Genomic DNA, 19,415 nt, shown 5'->3' on the forward strand with positions numbered 1-19,415 from the left:
GTCATGCCCATCGCGACGGTGAACCCGGCGAACGGCGAGACGCTCAAGCGGTACGAGGCCATGGGCGAGCAGGAGATCGAGCGCCGGCTCCAGCTCGCGGAGGCCACCTTCCGCACCTATCGCCTGACGACCTTCGACGAGCGCGCCCGGCTGCTGCGCCGTGCCGCCGACCTGCTCGACGAGGACCAGCGGGACATCGCCCGCCTGATGACCACCGAGATGGGCAAGCCGGTCAAGCAGGCCCGCGCCGAGGCCGCGAAGTGCGCCAAGGCGATGCGCTGGTACGCCGACCACGCCCCCGAACTGCTCGCCGACGAGGAGCCCTCCGCCGACGACGTGAAGGACTCCGGCGCCTCCCGCGCCCTGGTCCGCTACCGGCCGCTGGGCCCGGTGCTCGCGGTGATGCCGTGGAACTTCCCGCTGTGGCAGGTGGTCCGCTTCGCGGCCCCCGCCCTGATGGCGGGCAACGTGGGCCTGCTCAAGCACGCCTCCAACGTCCCGCAGACGGCCCTCTACCTGGAGGACCTGTTCCACCGCGCGGGCTTCGGCGAGGGCACCTTCCAGACCCTGCTGATCGGTTCCGGCGCGGTCGACGACATCCTGCGCGACGACCGCGTCAAGGCGGCCACGCTCACCGGCAGCGAGCCCGCGGGCCGGGCCGTCGCCTCCACCGCCTCACAGATGATCAAGAAGACGGTGCTGGAACTCGGCGGCAGCGACCCCTACGTCGTGATGCCGTCCGCCGACATCGACCGCGCCGCCGAGATCGCGGTGACCGCCCGGGTGCAGAACAACGGCCAGTCCTGCATCGCCGCCAAGCGGTTCATCGTCCACACGGACGTGTACGACGCCTTCGCCGAACGGTTCGTACGGGGCATGCAGACGCTGAAGGTCGGCGACCCGCTGGAGGAGGACACCGAGATCGGCCCGCTCGCCAGCGAGCAGGGCCTGGCCGACCTGGAGGAACTCGTCGACGACGCCACCCGCGGTGGCGCCCGCGTGCTGTGCGGCGGCGAACGGCCCGACCGCGACGGCTGGTACTACCGGCCGACCGTCCTCGCCGGCATCACCCGCGAGATGCGCATCCACCGCGAGGAGGCCTTCGGCCCGGTCGCCACGCTGTACCGGGCGGCCGACCTGGACGAGGCCGTGCTGATCGCCAACGACTCGCCGTTCGGGCTGAGTTCCAACGTCTGGACGCGGGACGAGGCCGAGATCGACCGGTTCGTACGGGATCTGGAGGCCGGCGGTGTGTACGTCAACGGCATGACCGCCTCCCACCCGGCGTTCCCGTTCGGCGGCGTCAAGCGGTCCGGATACGGGCGTGAGCTGTCCGGGCACGGAATCCGCGAGTTCTGCAACATCACGACGGTTTGGCACGGAGCGTGACGCTTGCGCAGCTACGATCCCGGGTGTGAACCGCGAAGTGACTCTGCCTCTGATCGTCGATGACCGCGGGACCTTGCAAGTGGCTGCCGCCGATGTCAGCAAGCTTTTGCGGACCGTTGGTGGGCGGTGGCTGCATCTGGTCGAAGCCGGGGAAGAGGGGCTGGACGAGGACACGGTTGCTGCACTGACGATCGAGCTGGCGAAGCTGGCCGATCGGATTGATGTGGCGTGTATTGCGCACAGTAGCGGGGGTGCGCCGTAGGGGTTCTGTCCGTCGCCGTGTGCTGGTTCATCGTGGCTGGTCGCGCAGTTTCCCGCGCCCCTTGGGTCGGGACCCTCGTCCTGCGTTTGGAGTAGCACCGCGCGAGATCGCCTGTCCCTCGGGTGAAGGTGGACTGGACCACTCTCTGAGGCGAAAGCAGGCACGGTTCATGGCGACTTTGTGCAGACCCTCGGTGTCCGTTCCGGAGCATGTGATCACGATGGAGGAGACGCTGGAGCTGGCGCGCTCCCGTCACGCGGACCACCCCCAACTGCCGCTGGCGCTCAAGCTGATCGAGAACACGGGCGTACGCACCCGGCACATCGTGCAGCCCATCGAGGAGACGCTGAAGCACCCCGGGTTCGAGGAGCGCAACAAGATCTACGTGGCCGAGGCGAAGGCCCGGGTGCCCTCGGTGGTGCAGCGGGCGCTGGACGACGCGGAGCTGCTCACCCGCGACATCGACGTGATCATCTACGTCTCGTGCACGGGCTTCATGATGCCGTCGCTGACCGCCTGGCTGATCAACGAGATGGGCTTCGAGTCCACCACCCGGCAGATACCCATAGCCCAGCTGGGCTGTGCGGCCGGCGGTGCCGCCATCAACCGGGCGCACGACTTCTGCTCGGCCTACCCGGAGGCCAACGCCCTCATCGTGGCCTGCGAGTTCTGCTCGCTGTGCTACCAGCCCACCGACCTCGGCATCGGATCGCTGCTGTCCAACGGCCTGTTCGGCGACGGGATCGCCGCCGCGGTGGTGCGGGGCAAGGGCGGCGAGGGCATCGCGCTCGAACGCAACGGCTCGTACCTGATCCCCAAGACCGAGGAGTGGATCATGTACGACGTCCGGGCCACCGGCTTCCACTTCCTGCTGGACAAGCGGGTGCCGGCCACCATGGAGCCGCTCGCCCCGGCGCTCCGGGACCTCGCGGGGCTGCACGGCTGGGACGCGGCCGACCTGGACTTCTACATCGTCCACGCCGGCGGGCCCCGCATCCTCGACGACCTCAGCAAGTTCCTCCAGGTCGACCCGCACGCCTTCCGGTTCAGCCGGGCCACGCTCACCGAGTACGGCAACATCGCCAGCGCCGTCGTCCTGGACGCACTGCGCCGGCTGTTCGACGAGGGCGGCGCCCACGACCGGGCACGCGGGCTGCTCGCCGGGTTCGGTCCCGGTATCACCGCGGAGATGGCCCTCGGCCGCTGGCAGCGGGCGGACGTCGGGACGGCCACACGTGACGACAGGACGGCAGTGAGTACGGCATGACGGAAGAGACGCTCGCCGAGACCCTCCCCCCGGTGACGGACTGGCCCGCGCTCGATCTGAACGGCGTGGACTTCGACCCGGTCCTCGCCGAGCTGATGCGCCAGGGCCCGGTCACCCGGATCAAGCTGCCCAACGGCGAGGGCTGGGCCTGGCTGGTGACCCGCCACGACGACGTGCGCATGGTGACCAACGACCCCCGGTTCGGCCGCGAGGCCGTCATGGACCGCCAGGTCACCCGGCTCGCCCCGCACTTCATCCCGGCCCGTGGCGCGGTCGGATTCCTGGACCCGCCCGACCACACCCGGCTGCGCCGCTCGGTCGCCGCCGCGTTCACGGCCCGCGGGGTGGAGCGGGTGCGCGAGAAGTCCCGCCGGCTGCTGGACGAACTCGTCGGCGGCATGCTCCGGGACGGCCCGCCCGCCGACCTCGTCGCGAGCGTCCTGACCCCCTTCCCCATCGCCGTGATCTGCGAGCTGATGGGTGTGCCGGCGGCCGACCGGCACACCATGCACACCTGGACGCAGCTGATCCTGTCCTCCGCGCACGGTGCCCAGGTCAGCGAGAAGGCCAAGAACGAGATGGGCGCCTGTTTCGCGGACCTCATCGGGCTCCGCGAGGGCAGCACGGCCGAGGACGTCACCTCACTGCTCGGCGCCGCCGTGGGCCGGGAGGAGATCACGACGGAGGAGGCCGTGGGGCTCGCGGTGCTCCTCCAGATCGGCGGTGAGGCGGTCACCAACAACAGCGGCCAGATGTTCTACCTCCTGCTGACCCGTCCGGACCTCGCCGAACGGCTGCGCGCCGAGCCGGAGATCCGCCCGAAGGCCATCGACGAGCTGCTGCGCCACATCCCGCACCGCAACGCCGTCGGCCTCTCCCGGATCGCCCTGGAGGACGTGGAGATCCGGGGCCACCGGATCCGGGCGGGCGACGCGGTCTACGTGTCCTACCTGGCCGCCAACCGCGACCCGGAGGTCTTCCCGGACCCGGACACGATCGACCTCACCCGCAGCCCCAACCCCCATGTGTCCTTCGGTTTCGGCCCGCACTACTGCCCGGGCGGCATGCTGGCCCGCCTGGAGTCCGGGCTCCTTGTCGACACGCTGCTGGACCGCGTGCCGGACCTGCGTCTCGCCGTACCGCCGGAGCAGGTCCCCTTCAAGAAGGGCGCGCTGATCCGCGGGCCCGAGGCCCTTCCGGTCATCTGGTGAGCGGGCGATGACGGCGACGGAGGGCCTGCTGGTCCCGCCGGGTCACGGCCGTGTCGTCCAGACCCCGGCCCAGCACGTCACCTTCAAGGTGACCGGCTCCCACTCCCGCACGGCCTCCACCTTCGAGGTGATCGTGCCCCCGGGCTTCGACGTCGGCGCCCATGTCCACACCCGCAGCGAGGAGTTGTTCTACGTCCTCGACGGCGAACTGGACGTGCTCGCCTTCGAGCCGAGGATCCGTACCCCGGACCACTGGCAGCGCTGGGAGTCCCTTTCCGGAAACCGCGTCGTGCGGGCGACTCCGGGTACGGTCGTCGTCGTACCGCCGGGGTGCCCGCACGCCTTCGCCAACCCGACGGACTCCCCCGCGAAGATGTTCTTCCAGGCGAGCCCGCCGCCGGACCACGAGCGCTACTTCGAGGAACTCCTGGAGATCCTCGACGGTGGCGGCCCACCGGATCACGCGGCGATCGAGCAACTCCGGTCGAGATACGACATCGAACAACTCACCCCTTTGAAACACCGGTGAGCTGCCCTACCTGAAGGGGCGCGGGGAACTGCGCGACCAGCCCCCACACGCCCGCAGCCGCTCGACTACCGAATGGACATCCCCGAGAGCGTCCGGGCGATCACCAGCCGCTGGATCTCACTCGTGCCCTCGAAGATCGTGTAGATCGCCGCGTCCCGGTGCATCCGCTCCACCGGATACTCCCGCGTATAGCCGTTTCCGCCCAGGATCTGCACCGCCTGCGCGGTGACCTTCTTCGCGGTCTCACTGGCGAACAGCTTGGACATCGAGCCCTCGGCGGCCGTGAACTGCTTGCCGCTAATCGCCATCCAGGAGGCGCGCCAGACGAGCAGACGGGCCGCGTCGATGGACGTCCGCATGTCGGCCAGCTGGAAGGCCACGCCCTGGTTGTCGATGATCGGCCGCCCGAACTGCTCCCGCGTCTTGGCGTAGTCGAGGGCGACCTCGTAGGCGGCCCGAGCCGTGCCGACCGCCATGGCTCCCACCGCGGGGCGGCTCGCCTCGAACGTGGCCATCGCCGCGTTCTTCACGCGCTCCCCGCCCGCCTTGGCCCGCTCGCGGGCCCGTGCCAGCCGCTCGTCCAGCTTCTCCTTGCCGCCGAGGAGGCAGGAACCGGGGACCCGGGCGTCCTCCAGGACGACCTCGGCGGTGTGCGAGGCGCGGATGCCGTGCTTCTTGAACTTCTGCCCCTGGGACAGCCCCGGCGTGTTCGGCGGGACGATGAAGGAGGCGTGGCCCTTGGAGCCCAGTTCCGGGTCGACCACGGCGACGACGACATGGACGTTGGCGATACCGCCGTTGGTCGCCCAGGTCTTCGTGCCGTTGAGAATCCACTCGTCCTTGGCTTCGTCGTACACCGCACGGGTACGCATGGAGGCGACGTCGGAACCGGCGTCCGGCTCGGAGGAGCAGAAGGCCGCGACCTTGACATCGTTGACATCGCCGTACATCTGGGGAATCCAGGTGCCGATCTGTTCCTCGGTGCCGTTGGCGAGGACACCGACGGCGGCGAGGCCGGTCCCGACGATGGAGAGGGCGATGCCCGCGTCGCCCCAGAAGAGTTCCTCCATGGCCATGGGTATGCCGAGGCCCGTAGGGTCGAAATACTGCTGGGCGTAGAAGTCCAGGGAGTAGATGCCGAGCTTCGCCGCCTCCTGGATGACCGGCCAGGGAGTCTCCTCACGCTCGTCCCATTCGGCGGCCGCGGGGCGGATCACATCGGCGGCGAAACCGTGCAACCAGTCCCGGACCTCCCTCTGTTCGTCGTTGAGCTCCATGGTGAACTCGGCCATGTCCCCTCCAGAGGCGACGTACGTGCGTGTTACTAACGGTAACACCGAGTCTGTTACTGGTCGGTAGGAAAAGTCAACTCCTACCGACCGGTCGGCAGCCCGTTCGATGCAACGACCATCCGAAGTGTTAGTTTGCGCAGGCGTTACCTATTCAGCACCGGTGGGGGAGATTTCATGGACACCACACAGCGGACCGATCAACAGCGGTCCGCCGACCGCCGTCGGCGCGAGCTGCTGGAGGCCGCGGACAGAGTGGTGCTGCGCGACGGTCCCCAGGCCTCGATGAACGCGATCGCGGCGGAGGCCGGGATCACAAAGCCGATCCTTTACCGCCACTTCGGCGACAAGGGTGGACTTTACGCGGCCTTGGCCAAGCGGCACACCGACGCGTTGCTGGATTCGCTGCGAGCCGCGCTGGACGCGCCGGCCGAGCGCCGGGAGCGGGTCGAGGCGACGCTGGACACCTACCTCGCGGCGATCGAGGCGCGGCCTCAGGTGTACCGGTTCCTGATGCATCCCGCGGAGGCGGGGCAGGTCGGGGACCAGGAGTTCGATGTCGGCAAGCACAGCTGGCCGCTGCTGCGCAGGATGGGTGAGGAACTGGCCCAGGTCATCGAGGAACGGCTGGATCTCGGCCCCGGCAGCCAGCAGCTGGCCCGGGTGTGGGGGCACGGCATCGTCGGGATGATGCACGCGGCGGGTGACTGGTGGCTCGGGGAACGGCCGTGCCCCCGGGACGAGTTGGTGCGCAGTCTGGCCGATCTGCTGTGGGGTCGCCTGGCGGCGGCCGGGGACAAGGTGGGCGGGCCGGGGTTCTGACGGTCCTAAGGACGCTGCGGTCCCCCGCTCCAGGAAGCTCGCCCTGCCTGCCGCATCAGGCGACGGTGGCGCCAGCCCGTCAGCCGGTCCGCGTACACCCGGCCCTCCAGGTGGTCGCACTCGTGTTGCAGACATCTCGCGAAGAAGCCCGTGCCGTGGACGGTGACCGGCTCCCCCGTCGTCGTGAAGCCCTCGACGACCGCGTGGTCGTGACGTTCCGTGCCCGCTTCCAGGCCCGGTAGGGACAGGCAGCCCTCCGGGCCGCGCAGGACCAGGCCGTCGGCCTCGACCAGGCGGGGGTTGACGAGATGGCCGAGATGGCGCCGGTCCTCGTCGTCGGGACAGTCGTAGACGAAGACGCGCAGCGATCGGCCGATCTGGTTCGCGGCGAGGCCGACGCCCTCGGCGGCGTACATCGTGGCGAACAAGTCCTCCACGAGGTCGGCCAGTTCGGGGCCGAAGTCGGTGACGTCCTCGCAGGGGGCGTGCAGGACGTCGTCGCCGAGCAGGCTGAGGGGTCGGACGCGCCCGCGGGCGCCCGGGATAGGGCCTTGTCGCATGGCCGCAAGGGTACGGTCCTGACTGTCACGCGAAGCTCGTGCGGGCGCCGCGGTTCGGGAGTGCGAATGGATCTCGATAGGCTGAGGTCCACACCACGTTGCCGAATGGCTTCAGGCGCGGCGCGTACGCAAGGAGGATCGAGAACTGATGGCAGGCAACTCGGACCCGCTCACGCCGCGGGCCAAGATCGCCGTTACCGCGGGCAAAGCGGTCGCGGCGGCATCCCGCGCCGCGGGGCGCGGCAGCGGTTCGGTGATCGGTGGCCGGGTGGCACTCAAGCTCGACCCCGACCTGCTCGCCAGGCTCGCCCAGAACCTGGACGTGACCCTGGTCTCGGCGACCAACGGCAAGACCACCACCACCCGGCTGATCGCCGAGGCGCTGCGGGCCGCCGGCCCGGTCGTCTCCAACGCGCTCGGCGCCAACATGCCGGCCGGCATCACCTCGGCGCTCGCGGGCAGCTCGGACGCGCGCTTCGGCGTCATCGAGGTGGACGAGAAGTACCTCGCCGGAGTGGCCCGGGACACCGACCCGAAGTGCATCGCGCTGCTCAACCTCTCCCGCGACCAGCTCGACCGTGCCGCCGAGACCCGCATGCTCGCCGAGAACTGGCGCGAGGGGCTGGCCGGTTCCAAGGCCGTCATCGTGGCCAACGCCGACGACCCGCTGGTCGTGTGGGCCGCCTCCTCCTCCCCCAATGTGATCTGGGTCGCCGCCGGACAGATGTGGAAGGACGACGCCTGGTCCTGCCCGTCCTGCGGTGGCGTGATGCAGCGGCCCGGCGACGACTGGTTCTGCGGTGAGTGCGGGTTCCGGCGGCCGACGCCGAGCTGGGCGCTGTCCGGGGACCACGTCCTCGACCCGCACGGATCCGCCTGGCCCATCCATCTCCAGCTGCCGGGCCGGGCCAACAAGGCCAACGCCGCCTCCTCGGCCGCCGTCGCCGCCGTCTTCGGCGTGCCGCCGCAGGTCGCCCTGGAACGCATGTACCAGGTGCAGGCCGTCGCCGGACGGTACGACGTCGTGCAGTTCATGGAGCGGGACCTCAGACTCCTGCTCGCGAAGAACCCGGCCGGCTGGCTGGAGACGTTCAGCCTGATCGACCCGCCGCCGACCCCGGTGATCCTCTCGGTCAACGCGCGCGGCGCCGACGGCACCGACACCTCCTGGCTGTGGGACGTCGACTACACCCGGCTGACCGGCCACCCGATCTGCGTCATCGGCGACCGGAAACTGGACCTCGCGGTGCGTCTGGAGGTCGCGAACCAGCACTTCCAGGTGTGCGAGAACATCGACCAGGCCGTGCAGATGAGCCCGCCCGGCCGCATCGAGGTCATCGCCAACTACACCGCCTTCCAGGACCTGCGCCGCCGCGTCGGCAACTGACACACTCAGGGGACTTTTGTGAGCGACAACAGCCTGCGGGTCGTCTGGATCTACCCCGACCTGCTCAGCACCTACGGTGACCAGGGCAACGTCCTGGTCGTCGAGCGCCGCGCCCGGCAGCGCGGCCTCGACGTGGCCCGCCTCGACGTACGCAGCGACCAGCCGATCCCGACCTCCGGCGACATCTACCTGATCGGTGGCGGCGAGGACCGGCCGCAGCGGCTCGCGGCCGAGCGGCTGCGCCGAGACGGCGGTCTGCACCGGGCCGTGGAGAACGGCGCGATCGTCTTCTCGGTCTGTGCCGGCTACCAGATCCTCGGCCACGAGTTCATCAACGACCTCGGCCAGCGCGAGCCGGGCCTCGGCCTGCTCGACGTGGTCTCGGTGCGCGGCGAGGGCGAGCGGTGCGTCGGTGACGTGCTGGGCGACATCGACCCGCGGCTCGGCCTGCCCCCGCTGACCGGCTTCGAGAACCACCAGGGCATCACCCACCTCGGCCCCACCGCCCGCCCCCTCGCCAAGGTCCGCTTCGGCAACGGCAACGGCACGGGCGACGGCACCGAAGGCGCGTACAACGACACTGTCTTCGGTACGTACATGCACGGACCCGTCCTCGCGCGGAACCCGCTCATCGCCGATCTGCTGCTGAAGCTGGCGCTCGACGTCAACGCGCTGCCGCCGACCGACGACCGCTGGTACGAGGCCCTGCGCAACGAGCGCATCGCCTCCGCGGAGCAGCCTGCGTGAGGTGATGTACACCAGGTGTCCCACTCGGTGTAACCAGCCCGTCTGACGGCCCGTACACACAGGTGAGCGGGCTCGTCCAGCAGGCGGACGCGTGCTACGGTCCCGCCCCCTCCTGCCGCTAGGGTGGCGGGGTTCGAGCCGGACAGCGTGGTCCGGACCCGGCCCACGTCGAGAAGGTGTATCGGGCTATGCGCATTGGTGTCCTCACGTCCGGCGGCGACTGTCCCGGCCTGAACGCCGTCATCCGGTCCGTCGTGCACCGTGCCGTCGCCGACCACGGCGACGAGGTCATCGGTTTCCGGGACGGCTGGAAGGGCCTCCTGGAGTGCGACTACCTCAAGCTGGACCTCGACGCGGTGGGCGGCATCCTGGCCCGCGGCGGCACGATCCTCGGCTCCTCCCGCGTCCAGCCCTCGCATCTGCGGGACGGCGTGGAGCGGGCCCGGGGGCATGTCGAGGAGCTCGGACTCGACGCGATCATCCCGATCGGCGGCGAGGGCACCCTCAAGGCGGCCCGGCTGATGTCCGACGCCGGTCTGCCCGTCGTGGGCGTGCCGAAGACCATCGACAACGACATCGCGGTCACCGACGTCACCTTCGGCTTCGACACGGCCGTGGGGGTCGCGACGGAGGCGCTGGACCGGCTCAAGACCACCGCCGAGTCCCACCAGCGGGTGCTGGTCGTCGAGGTCATGGGACGCCACACCGGGTGGATAGCGCTGCACTCCGGCATGGCGGCCGGCGCCCACGCCATCGTGGTGCCGGAACGGCCCTTCGACATCGACGAGTTGACCCGCAAGGTCGGTGAGCGGTTCGAGGCGGGCAAGCGGTTCGCGATCGTCGTCGCGGCGGAGGGCGCCAAGCCGAAGCCCGGGACCATGGCGTTCGACGAGGGCGCCAAGGACATCTACGGGCACGAGCGGTTCGCGGGGATCGCGCGGCAGCTGTCCCTGGAGCTGGAGGCCCGGCTCGGCAAGGAGGCGCGGCCGGTGATACTCGGGCATGTGCAGCGGGGCGGTACGCCCACCGCGTACGACCGGGTGCTCGCCACGCGGTTCGGGTGGCACGCGGTGGAGGCCGTGCACCGTGGGGAGTTCGGTCACATGACCGCGCTGCGTGGGACGGACATCGTGATGGTGTCCCTCGCGGAGGCGGTCGAGACCTTGAAGACGGTGCCGGAGAACCGGTACGAAGAGGCCGAGTGCGTGCTGTAGCGCGCACGCGGCGAAGCCGCACCTCCTCCAGCCCCCGGTGACAGCGGTCGCCGGGGGCCGCTCTAGTCTTGGGGCGGCAGGAAACGTACAACCCCCCATGAATCAGGAGCCGGCGGAATGGAACACAGCGGGCACGGCATGACCATGGATCTGCCGCCGTTCACGCTGGGGCGGGGGCTCGGTTGGTCGGCCGACCCGTTCTTTCTGGTCGCCTGCGCGGTGGCACTCGCGCTGTACGCGTGGGGGGTCGTGCGGCTCGCACGACGTGGGGATTCCTGGTCGGCGGGGCGGACCGTGTCGTTCGTGGCGGGGGTGCTGTCCATCGGACTGATGATGTGCACCAGGCTGAACGACTACGGGATGGTCATGTTCAGCGTGCACATGGTGCAGCACATGGTGATCAGCATGCTGTCGCCGATCCTGATCCTGCTGGGGGCGCCGATCACGCTGGCGCTGCGGGCGCTGCCGGTGGCCGCCACCAGGGGCCGCAAGGGGCCGCGTGAACTGCTCCTGGCCCTGCTGCACAGCCGGTACATGCAGATCATCACGCATCCGGCGTTCACCATTCCGCTGTTCATCGCGAGCCTGTACGCGCTGTACTTCACCCCCCTGTTCGACTTCCTGATGGGATCGAAGACCGGGCACGTCGCGATGATGGTGCACTTCCTCGCCGTAGGCATCGTCTTCTTCTGGCCGATCATCGGGGTCGACCCGGGGCCGCACCGGCCGGGTTATCTGATGCGGATGCTGGAGCTGTTCGCGGGCATGCCGTTCCACGCGTTCTTCGGTATCGCACTGATGATGGCGTCCGAGCCCATGGTCGAGACGTTCAGGAATCCGCCCGCCTCCCTCGGTATCGACGCGCTGTCGGACCAGAACGCGGCCGGTGGTATCGCGTGGGCGTTCAGCGAGATCCCGTCCGTGCTGGTGCTGATCGCGCTGCTGTTCCAGTGGTACGGCTCCGAACAGCGGCAGGCCAAGCGCCAGGACCGGGCCGCCGACCGGGACGGCGACAAGGAACTCGAGGCATACAACGCCTATTTGGCCTCATTGAACGCACGCGGGCGTTGAGGGCTTCTTTCTTCAGTAGCATGAAGCGCGACGGGGGAACCGCCGGGGGGAGCGGTGATGACACTTCGCGCATTTATGCAAAGGCTCGCGAAAAGGATTGCGTGTCTGCTGGTTTGCGTTCTCGTGCTGAGCGGATGCAGCAGAGACGCACAATTGTTCGTCGTGAAAGCGGTCGCCGCGGGAGTTCCGTCACTGGCGCCGTTCTTCGACGAGCGCAGCGGACTGGGCCGGGATGCCCGGGTCCGGTCGCGGCCCGCGCCCGGCGGGCTCCAGCAGGGCGACACACCTGGCCTGTACGGGGGTTCGAAGCAGCCGACGATCTGTGACGTCGACGCGCTGGAGGACTTCCTCACCGATCCCGCCAATGAGCAGAAGGCACAGGCGTGGGCCCGTGCGCTGGACATCACCACGGACCGGATTCCGGATTATCTGGAACTCCTCACACCTGTTCTGCTGCGTCACGACACTCTCGTCAAGAACCACGACTACAAAAAGGGAAAGGCCGTCCCGTACAACTCGCTGCTCCAGTCGGGAATCGCGATTCTCGTGGATCGGCAGGGCCTTCCCGCCGTGAAGTGTTCGTGCGGAAATCCGCTGCGGCCTTTCGAGGGCGACACGACGAAGATCTCCGTCGAGTTCGAGGACGGCAACAAGAAGTGGCGCGGGTACGAGCGGGACGACGCGGTGGCCGTGCGGCCCGCCGCCCGGCCCCTGGCCCGGCTCGCCCTGGTCGACGTCGAGGAACCGGTGCGGGGCATCAACCGGCCGGTCGGCACGACGGGTGAGGACGACGCCACGTTCGACACCCGCGAGCGGCGCGCGGTGCCGAACCTCGCCGGAACGACGTTCGGGCAGGCGAGCCGGCACCTGGCCGACACGGGCCTGGCGGCCGACTACGCCGGACAGGGGCTGCCCGCCAACGGGGCCCGGGTCACGGCGTCCGACCCGCCGGCGGGCACCGAGCTGCGGTTCGGGGAGTACGTGATGCTGAGCGTGGCCGGCAACCCCACCGGGGACACCTCCGTCGGGCCGGCCACTCCCCCGCCGCCCGGGCCCTCCGGGCCGACGACGACACCGCCGCCACCGCCGCCACCGCCACCGCCGTCCAGCGGCGATCCCGGGACGTCGTCGTCGCCCGCGCCGCCGCCCTCCTCCGGTACGGCCTCCGGCTCCGAGCCGCCCGAGTCCGGCCGGCCACCGACGTCGAGCCCGCCGCCGAGTTCCGACCCGCCCCCGAGGTCCGAACCGCCCCCACCGAGCTCCGCGTCCGGGGCGGGTCCCGAGCCGCCCCCACGGGATCCTCCGCCCGCCTCCACCTCCCCGACCAGCTCTCCGCCCGAGACCACGTCCGCGCCGCCTCCGCCGGTCACGACCGCCGCGCCCCCGACCGGCGCCCCGGTCACCACCGGCGCACCGTCGGGCGGAGACACCGTTTCGGGCGGACCGGGGAGCGACGAGCCGACCGTCGGCGCGCTCGTGTAGCGCGTCCGCAGAACCCGGGAGTCGACCGGATGCCTTCAGGAACACCGACGTCGGGAGTGGGCCGGGTCGTCGCCGGCCGCTATGTGCTGCTGAACCGGCTGGGCAGCGGCGGCATGGGCCATGTCTGGCTCGCCCACGACCAGCGACTCGCCTGCGAGGTCGCGCTCAAGGAGATCGTGTTCCGCGACCCGGCCGAGGCGGGCCCCGAGCGGGAATCACGGGTCGCGCGGGCCCGCGCCGAGGCCCGGCACGCGGCCGGACTGCGCGGCCATCCGCACGTGGTGACCGTGCACGACGTCCTGGAGCACGACGGGCTGCCGTGGATCGTCATGGAGTACGTGGCGGGCGCCGTCGACCTGCGCGACCTGGTCCGCACCCGGGGGCCGCTCGCCCCCGCCGAGTGCGCCCGGATCGGGCTCGCCGTGCTGGACGCGCTGACCGCCGGGCACGAGCGGGGCGTGCTGCACCGGGACGTGAAACCGGCCAACATCCTGCTCGCCCCGGACCGCGGCGGGGCACCGTACGGACGCGTCCTGCTGACCGACTACGGCATCTCCGTGCAGCCGGACACCGGTGAACCGCGGTACACGCTGGCGTCGGTGCTCGTGGGCACCGCCGGGTATCTGGCGCCCGAGCGGGCCACGGGCGGGACGCCCACGCCGGCCGCCGACCTGTTCTCGCTGGGCTGCACGCTCTACCACGCGGTGGAGGGTGTGGGCCCCTTCGAGCGGGAGTCCCATCTCGCCGAGATCACCGCCGTGGTCATGGAGGAGCCCCGGCCGGCCCTGCGGGCGGGGGCGCTGGGGCCCGTACTGCGGTCCCTGCTCGCGAAGGACCCGGGGCAGCGGCCCACGGCGGCCGAGGCGGAGGCCGCGCTGTCCCGGATCGTCACGCCCCAGGCACAGGCGGATGCCTACGCCCGCACCCAGACCGATCTGGGCTCGCAGCCGCCCTGGGGCGTCCCTCCCCCGCCGCCCCCGCCACCCCCGCCCCCGGACCGCCCGGCGCCGCGCGGCTCCCGCGGGCCCGGGGAGGCGTACGGCTTCGGGCCGCCGCCCGTGGTCCCGGACCCGGCGCCACCCGTCCGGCGGCGGCGCCGCGAGCGTTCGCGCGTCCTGCGTGCCGTCCTGGCCGGAGTGCTCGGGGCGGTGCTGGCGCTGGGCGGGGTCTGGTACGCCGTGGCCCACCTGCCCGAGGGCGGCGGCGGGGGCGGGAGCGGACCGCCGTACGGCGGGGGTGTCGGGCTGTCCAAGGCGCTGCGGGAGGGCGACTGCGTCCTCGCGGACTGGTCGGGCGAGCGCTTCCGGGGCGTGCCCCGGCTGTCCCTGGACCCCGGCTGCGGTGGCCGGGCGGTGCCGGACGGACAGGTGATGGCGCTCGTGGAGGCCGCGTCCGCGGACGAGGCGCGGCGGCTGGGGCCGGCCCGGTGCGAGGAGCGGACGCGGGAGCTGCGGGACAGGCTCGCCGATGTGCGGGCGCTGGCCGTCGTGCCGACCGAGGACGGGTTCCGGGCCGCCGGGCGGAGCACCGCCTGCCTGGTGCTGGGCGCGAACGGGCCGGTGTACGGGCCGCTGGGCCCGCACCGCGCGCTCGGTTCGGCCTTCGCGGACACCGCGACCATGCAGAAGCGGGACTGCCTGGAGGTGCCGTCCAACCGGGTGGCCCGGCTGGTCTCCTGCGACGTTCCGCACGACGAGGTGGTGCTCGGGTTCACCCGGCTGGCCGCCGACGTCCCGTTCGGCCGGGCGCACGCACAGTCTGACCCGGCGTGCGGCCGGGAGGTGCCGCCGGGGGACTTCGGCTTCGATCCGTCGGTGTACACGGCGGGCTCCTGGACGAGCGAGGGGCACTGGAAGAACGGCACACATTTCGTCGTGTGCACCGTTCGGAAGCAGAACGGGGGCACCATGGAGGGAGACGGACCATGAGGAGGGTGTTGCGATGCCCGGATCCACGGACAGCTCGACCAAGACGATGGGGGTGCTCACCGTCGGCGGACTCGTCGCGGTGACCGCCTACACGGTGGCGCTCGGAAGCAACGGCTGGCTGTGGTTCGGCTGGGTCGTGCTGGGTCTGATCACGCTCGGCATGGTGGCCACCGGGAGCACCTGATCATCCGCCGCCGACGCGGCCCGCCGAGTGCACGCCCGGCTGGTACTTGGGCAGCCGGGCGGTGACCTTCATACCGGCTCCCACCGCCGTCTCGATGACGAGTCCGTAGTCGTCGCCGTAGACCTGGCGGAGCCGGTCGTCGACGTTGGACAGGCCGATGCCGCCCGACGGGCTGACCTCGCCGGAGAGGATGCGGCGCAGCAGGACGGGGTCCATGCCGACCCCGTCGTCCTCGATGACGACCAGTGCCTCGGCGCCCGCGTCCTGGGCGGTGATGCCGATGTGGCTCTTGCCGCCGGCGGAGACGGCCTTGCCCTCCAGTCCGTGCTTGACGGCGTTCTCGACGAGCGGCTGGAGGCACAGGAAGGGCAGGGCAACCGGCAGCACCTCGGGGGCGATCTGGAGGGTGACGGAGAGGCGGTCGCCGAAGCGTGCCCGCACGAGCGCCAGGTAGTGGTCGATGGCGTGGAGTTCGTCGGCGAGGGTGGTGAAGTCGCCGTGCCTGCGGAACGAGTAGCGGGTGAAGTCGGCGAACTCCAGGAGCAGTTCGCGGGCGCGCTCGGGGTCGGTGCGGACGAACGAGGCGATCACCGCGAGCGAGTTGAAGATGAAGTGCGGGGAGATCTGCGCGCGCAGGGCCTTGATCTCGGCCTCGATCAGGCGGGTGCGGGACTGGTCGAGGTCGGCGAGTTCGAGCTGGACGGAGACCCAGCGGGCGACCTCGCCGGCCGCGCGGACCAGGACGGCGGACTCGCGGGGCGCGCAGGCGACGAGGGCGCCGTGGACGCGGTCGTCGACGGTGAGCGGGGCGACCACCGCCCAGCGCACCGGGCAGTCGGGGGTGTCGCACGTCAGCCGGAAGGCCTCGCCCCGGCCGGTCTCCAGGGGGCCCGCGAGGCGTTCCATGATCTCGGTGCGGTGGTGGCCGCCGACGCCGTCCCAGACGAGGACGTCCTTCTGGTCCGCCAGGCACAGGGCGTCCGTGCCGAGCAGGGTGCGCAGTCTGCGGGCCGACTTGCGGGCGGTCTCCTCGGTCAGGCCCGCCCGCAGCGGGGGCGCGGCGAGGGAGGCGGTGTGCAGGGTCTCGAAGGTGGCGTGTTCGACGGGGGTGCCGAGACCGCCGAGGTGCTGGGGGCGGGCGGTGCGCCTGCCGAGCCAGAACCCGGCGGCGAGCAGGGGGAGGATCGCCACGCACAGTCCGGCGATGAATCCGCTCATGCCTTCGCCTCCGCCCTGAGTTCCTCCGGCAGATGGAAGCGGGCCAGGATGGCCGCCGTCCCCGCCGGTACGCGCCCCGCCGTCGCCAGGGACACCAGCATCATGGTGAGGAATCCCAGCGGCACCGACCAGAGCGCGGGCCAGGCGAGCAGGGCGTGCAGCGAGCCCGTGCCGGGGAATCCGGCCATGGTCGCGGCCACGGCGAGGAAGGCGGAGCCGCCACCCACCAGCATGCCCGCGGCGGCGCCCGGCGGGGTCAGCCGCCGCCACCAGATGCCGAGCACGAGCAGCGGGCAGAACGACGAGGCCGACACGGCGAAGGCCAGTCCCACCGCGTCGGCGACCGGGAGACCGCCGACCAGCATGCTCGCCGCGAGCGGTACGGCCATGGCGAGCACCGTGCCGAGCCGGAAGTGCCGTACCCCGCGCGAGGGCAGTACGTCCTGGGTGAGCACGCCCGCGACGGCCATGGTCAGGCCCGAGGCCGTGGAGAGGAACGCGGCGAAGGCCCCGCCCGCCACCAGCGCCCCGAGCAGATCGCCGCCGAGGCCGCCGATCACCCGCTCGGGAAGCAGCAGGACGGCGGCGTCCGCGTCCCCGGTGAGGGTGAGTTCGGGGGCGTAGATCCGGCCGAGGGCACCGTACACGGGCGGCAGCAGGTAGAAGGCGCCGATCAGGCCGAGGACGGCCACCGTGGTGCGGCGGGCGGCGACGCCGTGGGGGCTGGTGTAGAAGCGGACGACGACGTGGGGCAGGCCCATGGTGCCGAGGAAGGTGGCGAGGATCAGGCCGTACGTGGCGTACAGGGGCCGTTCCTCGCGGCTGGTGGCCAGGGAGGTCGACATGCCGCCGTTGGTGCCGCGGTCGGCGACCGGGACGGCGGCCCCCTTGTCGAAGGTCAGCCGGGTGCCCTGCTCGATGTGGTGCGTGCCGGCGGGCAGGCGCAGCCGGTCGTCGTCGTGCGGGCGGCCGTCGATCGTGCCGCTGACCGTGACCGTGAGCGGCGCGTCGAGCTTGAGGTCCAGGCTCGTGTCGACGCGGACGTTGCGCTGCTCGCGGAAGGCGGCCGGTTCCTCGAAGGCGTGGCGGGGGGCGCCGTCGCCCTGCCAGGCGAGGGTCAGGAAGAGGGCGGGGACCAGCAGGGCGGTGAGCTTGAGCCAGTACTGGAAGGCCTGGACGAAGGTGATGCTGCGCATGCCTCCGGCGGCGACGGTGGCGACCACGACGGCCGCCACGATCACTCCGCCGAGCCAGCCGGGCGCCCCGGTCAGCACGGTCAGCGTCAGTCCGGCGCCCTGGAGCTGGGGCAGCAGGTAGAGCCAGCCGACGCCGACGACGAAGGCGCCGGCGAGCCGTCGGACCGCCTGGGAGGCGAGCCGGGCCTCGGCGAAGTCGGGCAGCGTGTAGGCGCCGGAGCGGCGCAGCGGGGCGGCGACGAACAGGAGCAGGACCAGGTAGCCGGCGGTGTAGCCGACCGGGTACCAGAGCATGTCGGGGCCCTGCACGAGGACCAGTCCCGCGATGCCGAGGAAGGAGGCGGCGGAGAGGTACTCGCCGCTGATGGCGGCCGCGTTGAGGCGGGGGCCGACGGTGCGGGAGGCGACGTAGAAGTCCGAGGTGGTGCGGGAGATGCGCAGGCCGAAGGCGCCGACGAGGACGGTGGCGACGACGACGAGGGCGACGGCGGGGACGGCGTAGCTGGAGTTCATGTGCCCGTGGTCGTCCTCACCGGTCTTCGACGAGGCGCACGAAGTCCCGCTCGTTGCGTTCGGCGCGGCGCACGAACCAGCGGGCGAGCAGGACCATCGGGGCGTAGAGACCGAAGCCGAGGACGGCCCATTCGATGCGGCGGGACTCGGGCATCGCCGCGAAGAGCAGCGGCAGCGGGCCGATGAGCAGGGTGAGGAAGGCGAACACGGCGAGGGCGGCGCGCAGTTGGGTGCGCATCAGGGAGCGGACGTAGGTGTGGCCGAGGGTGGTCTGCTCGTCGATCTCGGTGCGGGGCCGGTAGTAGCCGGAGATCCTGCGGGTGCGGCGGGGCGGGCCGGTGACGACGACCCGGCGTTCGGTGGGGTTCTGGGGCACCGTCACGACCTCCTCATCAGCAGGTCCCGCAGCTCGCGGGCGTGGCGGCGGCTGACCTGGAGCTCCTCGGAGCCGACCAGGACGCTCACCGTACCCGCGTCCAGGCGGAGCTCGCCGACGTGGCGCAGGGAGACCAGGTGGCGGCGGTGGATGCGGACGAAACCGCGGGAGCGCCAGCGCTCCTCCAGGGTGGACAGCGGGATCCGGACGAGGTGGCTGCCCCGGTCGGTGTGCAGGCGGGCGTAGTCGCCCTGGGCCTCGACGTGGGTGATGTCGTCCACGGAGACGAACCGGGTGACGCCGCCGAGCTCGACGGGTATGTGGTCGGGGTCGGGTTCGTGCACGGGGATGCGCGGGGCGCTGTCGAGGCGTTCGGCGGCCCGCCGGACGGCCTCGGCGAGGCGCTCCTTGCGTACCGGTTTCAGGACGTAGTCGACGGCCTTGAGGTCGAAGGCCTGGACGGCGAAGTCCTCGTGGGCGGTGACGAAGACCACGAGCGGCGGCTGGGCGAACCCGGTGAGCAGCCGGGCGAGGTCCAGCCCGTCGAGGCCGGGCATGTTGATGTCGAGGAAGACGACGTCGATCGCCTCCGGCCCGTCCGGCCCCGACTCCAGCGCGCGGTTGATGCGGCGCAGCGCCTCGGTCGCGTCGCCCGCGCCCTCCACGCTGCCGATGCGGGGGTCGGCGTTCAGGAGGTAGAGCAGTTCCTCCAGCGAGGGGCGTTCGTCGTCGACAGCCAGGGCGCGCAGCATGAACCCGGAGTGTAGGAG

General features: G+C 71.2%; 19 protein-coding genes. 13 read left to right on the top strand and 6 right to left on the bottom strand.

The window, feature by feature from the left end:
* Window positions 1–3 precede the first annotated feature (3 nt).
* The 5 genes from SLINC_RS07270 to SLINC_RS07290 are packed head-to-tail and all read left to right on the top strand — an operon-like array spanning window position 4 to window position 4,658.
* A complete protein-coding gene (locus tag SLINC_RS07270; RefSeq protein ID WP_067428104.1) occupies window positions 4–1,389 on the top strand; it encodes an NADP-dependent succinic semialdehyde dehydrogenase in 1,386 nt (461 codons plus the stop codon).
* A 25-nt stretch (window positions 1,390–1,414) separates the two neighbouring features.
* On the top strand, window positions 1,415–1,651 hold the full coding sequence (locus SLINC_RS07275; protein WP_067428106.1) for a DUF6213 family protein: 237 nt from the start codon (window positions 1,415–1,417) through the stop codon (window positions 1,649–1,651).
* Window positions 1,611–2,918 carry a type III polyketide synthase gene (locus SLINC_RS07280; RefSeq protein WP_257785180.1) on the top strand — a complete coding sequence of 436 codons (1,308 nt, stop codon included), beginning with the start codon at window positions 1,611–1,613 and terminating at the stop codon, window positions 2,916–2,918. The genes SLINC_RS07275 and SLINC_RS07280 overlap by 41 nt, the downstream gene beginning before the upstream one ends.
* Entirely contained in the window at window positions 2,915–4,129 is a 1,215-nt protein-coding gene (locus SLINC_RS07285) for a cytochrome P450 (RefSeq protein ID WP_067428110.1), read from the top strand. Before SLINC_RS07280 ends, SLINC_RS07285 begins: the two co-directional genes overlap by 4 nt.
* A 7-nt stretch (window positions 4,130–4,136) precedes the next feature.
* A complete protein-coding gene (locus SLINC_RS07290) occupies window positions 4,137–4,658 on the top strand; it encodes a cupin domain-containing protein (RefSeq protein ID WP_067428116.1) in 522 nt (173 codons plus the stop codon).
* Between the two features lie 65 nt (window positions 4,659–4,723).
* Here SLINC_RS07290 and SLINC_RS07295 read toward each other — a convergent pair whose 3' ends face one another.
* Window positions 4,724–5,950: an acyl-CoA dehydrogenase family protein gene (locus SLINC_RS07295; RefSeq protein WP_067428117.1), complete on the bottom strand. Its 1,227-nt coding sequence runs from the start codon at window positions 5,948–5,950 to the stop codon at window positions 4,724–4,726.
* A 174-nt stretch (window positions 5,951–6,124) separates the two neighbouring features.
* On the opposite strand from SLINC_RS07295, the gene SLINC_RS07300 reads away from it, so the two are divergent.
* Window positions 6,125–6,769, top strand: a complete 645-nt coding sequence (locus SLINC_RS07300; RefSeq protein WP_067428119.1) for a TetR/AcrR family transcriptional regulator — start codon at window positions 6,125–6,127, stop codon at window positions 6,767–6,769.
* Between the two features lie 5 nt (window positions 6,770–6,774).
* Here SLINC_RS07300 and def read toward each other — a convergent pair whose 3' ends face one another.
* Window positions 6,775–7,329 (bottom strand): peptide deformylase, encoded by a 555-nt coding sequence (def, locus tag SLINC_RS07305; protein ID WP_067428121.1) that lies wholly within the window; start codon window positions 7,327–7,329, stop codon window positions 6,775–6,777.
* 148 nt (window positions 7,330–7,477) lie between these two features.
* Here def and SLINC_RS07310 point away from each other — a divergent pair, with 148 nt between their 5' ends.
* The 7 genes from SLINC_RS07310 (at window position 7,478) to SLINC_RS48420 (ending at window position 15,342) form a co-directional block, all read left to right on the top strand.
* A complete protein-coding gene (locus SLINC_RS07310; protein ID WP_067428123.1) occupies window positions 7,478–8,716 on the top strand; it encodes a MurT ligase domain-containing protein in 1,239 nt (412 codons plus the stop codon).
* 18 nt (window positions 8,717–8,734) lie between these two features.
* The gene (locus tag SLINC_RS07315) at window positions 8,735–9,463 is read left to right on the top strand and encodes a type 1 glutamine amidotransferase (RefSeq protein WP_067428125.1); all 729 of its coding nucleotides are present in this window, start codon (window positions 8,735–8,737) and stop codon (window positions 9,461–9,463) included.
* 188 nt (window positions 9,464–9,651) lie between these two features.
* Window positions 9,652–10,677: a 6-phosphofructokinase gene (locus SLINC_RS07320; protein ID WP_067428127.1), complete on the top strand. Its 1,026-nt coding sequence runs from the start codon at window positions 9,652–9,654 to the stop codon at window positions 10,675–10,677.
* Between the two features lie 117 nt (window positions 10,678–10,794).
* A complete protein-coding gene (locus SLINC_RS07325) occupies window positions 10,795–11,748 on the top strand; it encodes a cytochrome c oxidase assembly protein (protein ID WP_067428130.1) in 954 nt (317 codons plus the stop codon).
* A gap of 162 nt (window positions 11,749–11,910) precedes the next feature.
* Complete coding sequence (locus tag SLINC_RS07330) at window positions 11,911–13,230, top strand: PASTA domain-containing protein (RefSeq protein WP_310736429.1); 1,320 nt, start codon at window positions 11,911–11,913, stop codon at window positions 13,228–13,230.
* Window positions 13,231–13,259: 29 nt separating this feature from the next.
* Window positions 13,260–15,158: a serine/threonine-protein kinase gene (locus tag SLINC_RS07335; RefSeq protein ID WP_067428134.1), complete on the top strand. Its 1,899-nt coding sequence runs from the start codon at window positions 13,260–13,262 to the stop codon at window positions 15,156–15,158.
* Between the two features lie 13 nt (window positions 15,159–15,171).
* Entirely contained in the window at window positions 15,172–15,342 is a 171-nt protein-coding gene (locus tag SLINC_RS48420) for a hypothetical protein (RefSeq protein WP_107406564.1), read from the top strand.
* On the opposite strand, the gene SLINC_RS07340 is transcribed toward SLINC_RS48420, so the two are convergent.
* Genes SLINC_RS07340 through SLINC_RS07355 form a run of 4 tightly spaced genes read right to left on the bottom strand, consistent with a single transcriptional unit; the run spans window position 15,343 to window position 19,397 of the window.
* On the bottom strand, window positions 15,343–16,560 hold the full coding sequence (locus tag SLINC_RS07340; RefSeq protein WP_067428138.1) for a sensor histidine kinase: 1,218 nt from the start codon (window positions 16,558–16,560) through the stop codon (window positions 15,343–15,345).
* Window positions 16,557–18,269: a sodium/solute symporter gene (locus SLINC_RS07345; protein WP_067428140.1), complete on the bottom strand. Its 1,713-nt coding sequence runs from the start codon at window positions 18,267–18,269 to the stop codon at window positions 16,557–16,559. The genes SLINC_RS07340 and SLINC_RS07345 overlap by 4 nt, the downstream gene beginning before the upstream one ends.
* Before the next feature lie 16 nt (window positions 18,270–18,285).
* Window positions 18,286–18,645 (bottom strand): hypothetical protein, encoded by a 360-nt coding sequence (locus SLINC_RS07350; RefSeq protein ID WP_067445128.1) that lies wholly within the window; start codon window positions 18,643–18,645, stop codon window positions 18,286–18,288.
* A gap of 2 nt (window positions 18,646–18,647) precedes the next feature.
* Window positions 18,648–19,397 (bottom strand): LytR/AlgR family response regulator transcription factor, encoded by a 750-nt coding sequence (locus tag SLINC_RS07355; RefSeq protein WP_067428143.1) that lies wholly within the window; start codon window positions 19,395–19,397, stop codon window positions 18,648–18,650.
* Window positions 19,398–19,415: the final 18 nt, after the last annotated feature.

Source organism: Streptomyces lincolnensis, from assembly GCF_001685355.1.
GTDB lineage: Bacteria > Actinomycetota > Actinomycetes > Streptomycetales > Streptomycetaceae > Streptomyces > Streptomyces lincolnensis.

Excerpts from the sequence above, each read along its gene's own strand:
- SLINC_RS07270 (WP_067428104.1), top strand. The coding sequence starts at position 4 with ATGCCCATCGCGACGGTGAACCCGGCGAACGGCGAGACGCTCAAGCGG.
- SLINC_RS07280 (WP_257785180.1), top strand. The coding sequence starts at position 1,611 with ATGTGGCGTGTATTGCGCACAGTAGCGGGGGTGCGCCGTAGGGGTTCT.
- SLINC_RS07285 (WP_067428110.1), top strand. The coding sequence starts at position 2,915 with ATGACGGAAGAGACGCTCGCCGAGACCCTCCCCCCGGTGACGGACTGG.
- SLINC_RS07290 (WP_067428116.1), top strand. The coding sequence starts at position 4,137 with ATGACGGCGACGGAGGGCCTGCTGGTCCCGCCGGGTCACGGCCGTGTC.
- SLINC_RS07295 (WP_067428117.1), bottom strand. The coding sequence starts at position 5,950 with ATGGCCGAGTTCACCATGGAGCTCAACGACGAACAGAGGGAGGTCCGG.
- SLINC_RS07300 (WP_067428119.1), top strand. The coding sequence starts at position 6,125 with ATGGACACCACACAGCGGACCGATCAACAGCGGTCCGCCGACCGCCGT.
- def (WP_067428121.1), bottom strand. The coding sequence starts at position 7,329 with ATGCGACAAGGCCCTATCCCGGGCGCCCGCGGGCGCGTCCGACCCCTC.
- SLINC_RS07310 (WP_067428123.1), top strand. The coding sequence starts at position 7,478 with ATGGCAGGCAACTCGGACCCGCTCACGCCGCGGGCCAAGATCGCCGTT.
- SLINC_RS07320 (WP_067428127.1), top strand. The coding sequence starts at position 9,652 with ATGCGCATTGGTGTCCTCACGTCCGGCGGCGACTGTCCCGGCCTGAAC.
- SLINC_RS07325 (WP_067428130.1), top strand. The coding sequence starts at position 10,795 with ATGGAACACAGCGGGCACGGCATGACCATGGATCTGCCGCCGTTCACG.
- SLINC_RS07335 (WP_067428134.1), top strand. The coding sequence starts at position 13,260 with ATGCCTTCAGGAACACCGACGTCGGGAGTGGGCCGGGTCGTCGCCGGC.
- SLINC_RS48420 (WP_107406564.1), top strand. The coding sequence starts at position 15,172 with ATGCCCGGATCCACGGACAGCTCGACCAAGACGATGGGGGTGCTCACC.
- SLINC_RS07340 (WP_067428138.1), bottom strand. The coding sequence starts at position 16,560 with ATGAGCGGATTCATCGCCGGACTGTGCGTGGCGATCCTCCCCCTGCTC.
- SLINC_RS07345 (WP_067428140.1), bottom strand. The coding sequence starts at position 18,269 with ATGAACTCCAGCTACGCCGTCCCCGCCGTCGCCCTCGTCGTCGTCGCC.
- SLINC_RS07355 (WP_067428143.1), bottom strand. The coding sequence starts at position 19,397 with ATGCTGCGCGCCCTGGCTGTCGACGACGAACGCCCCTCGCTGGAGGAA.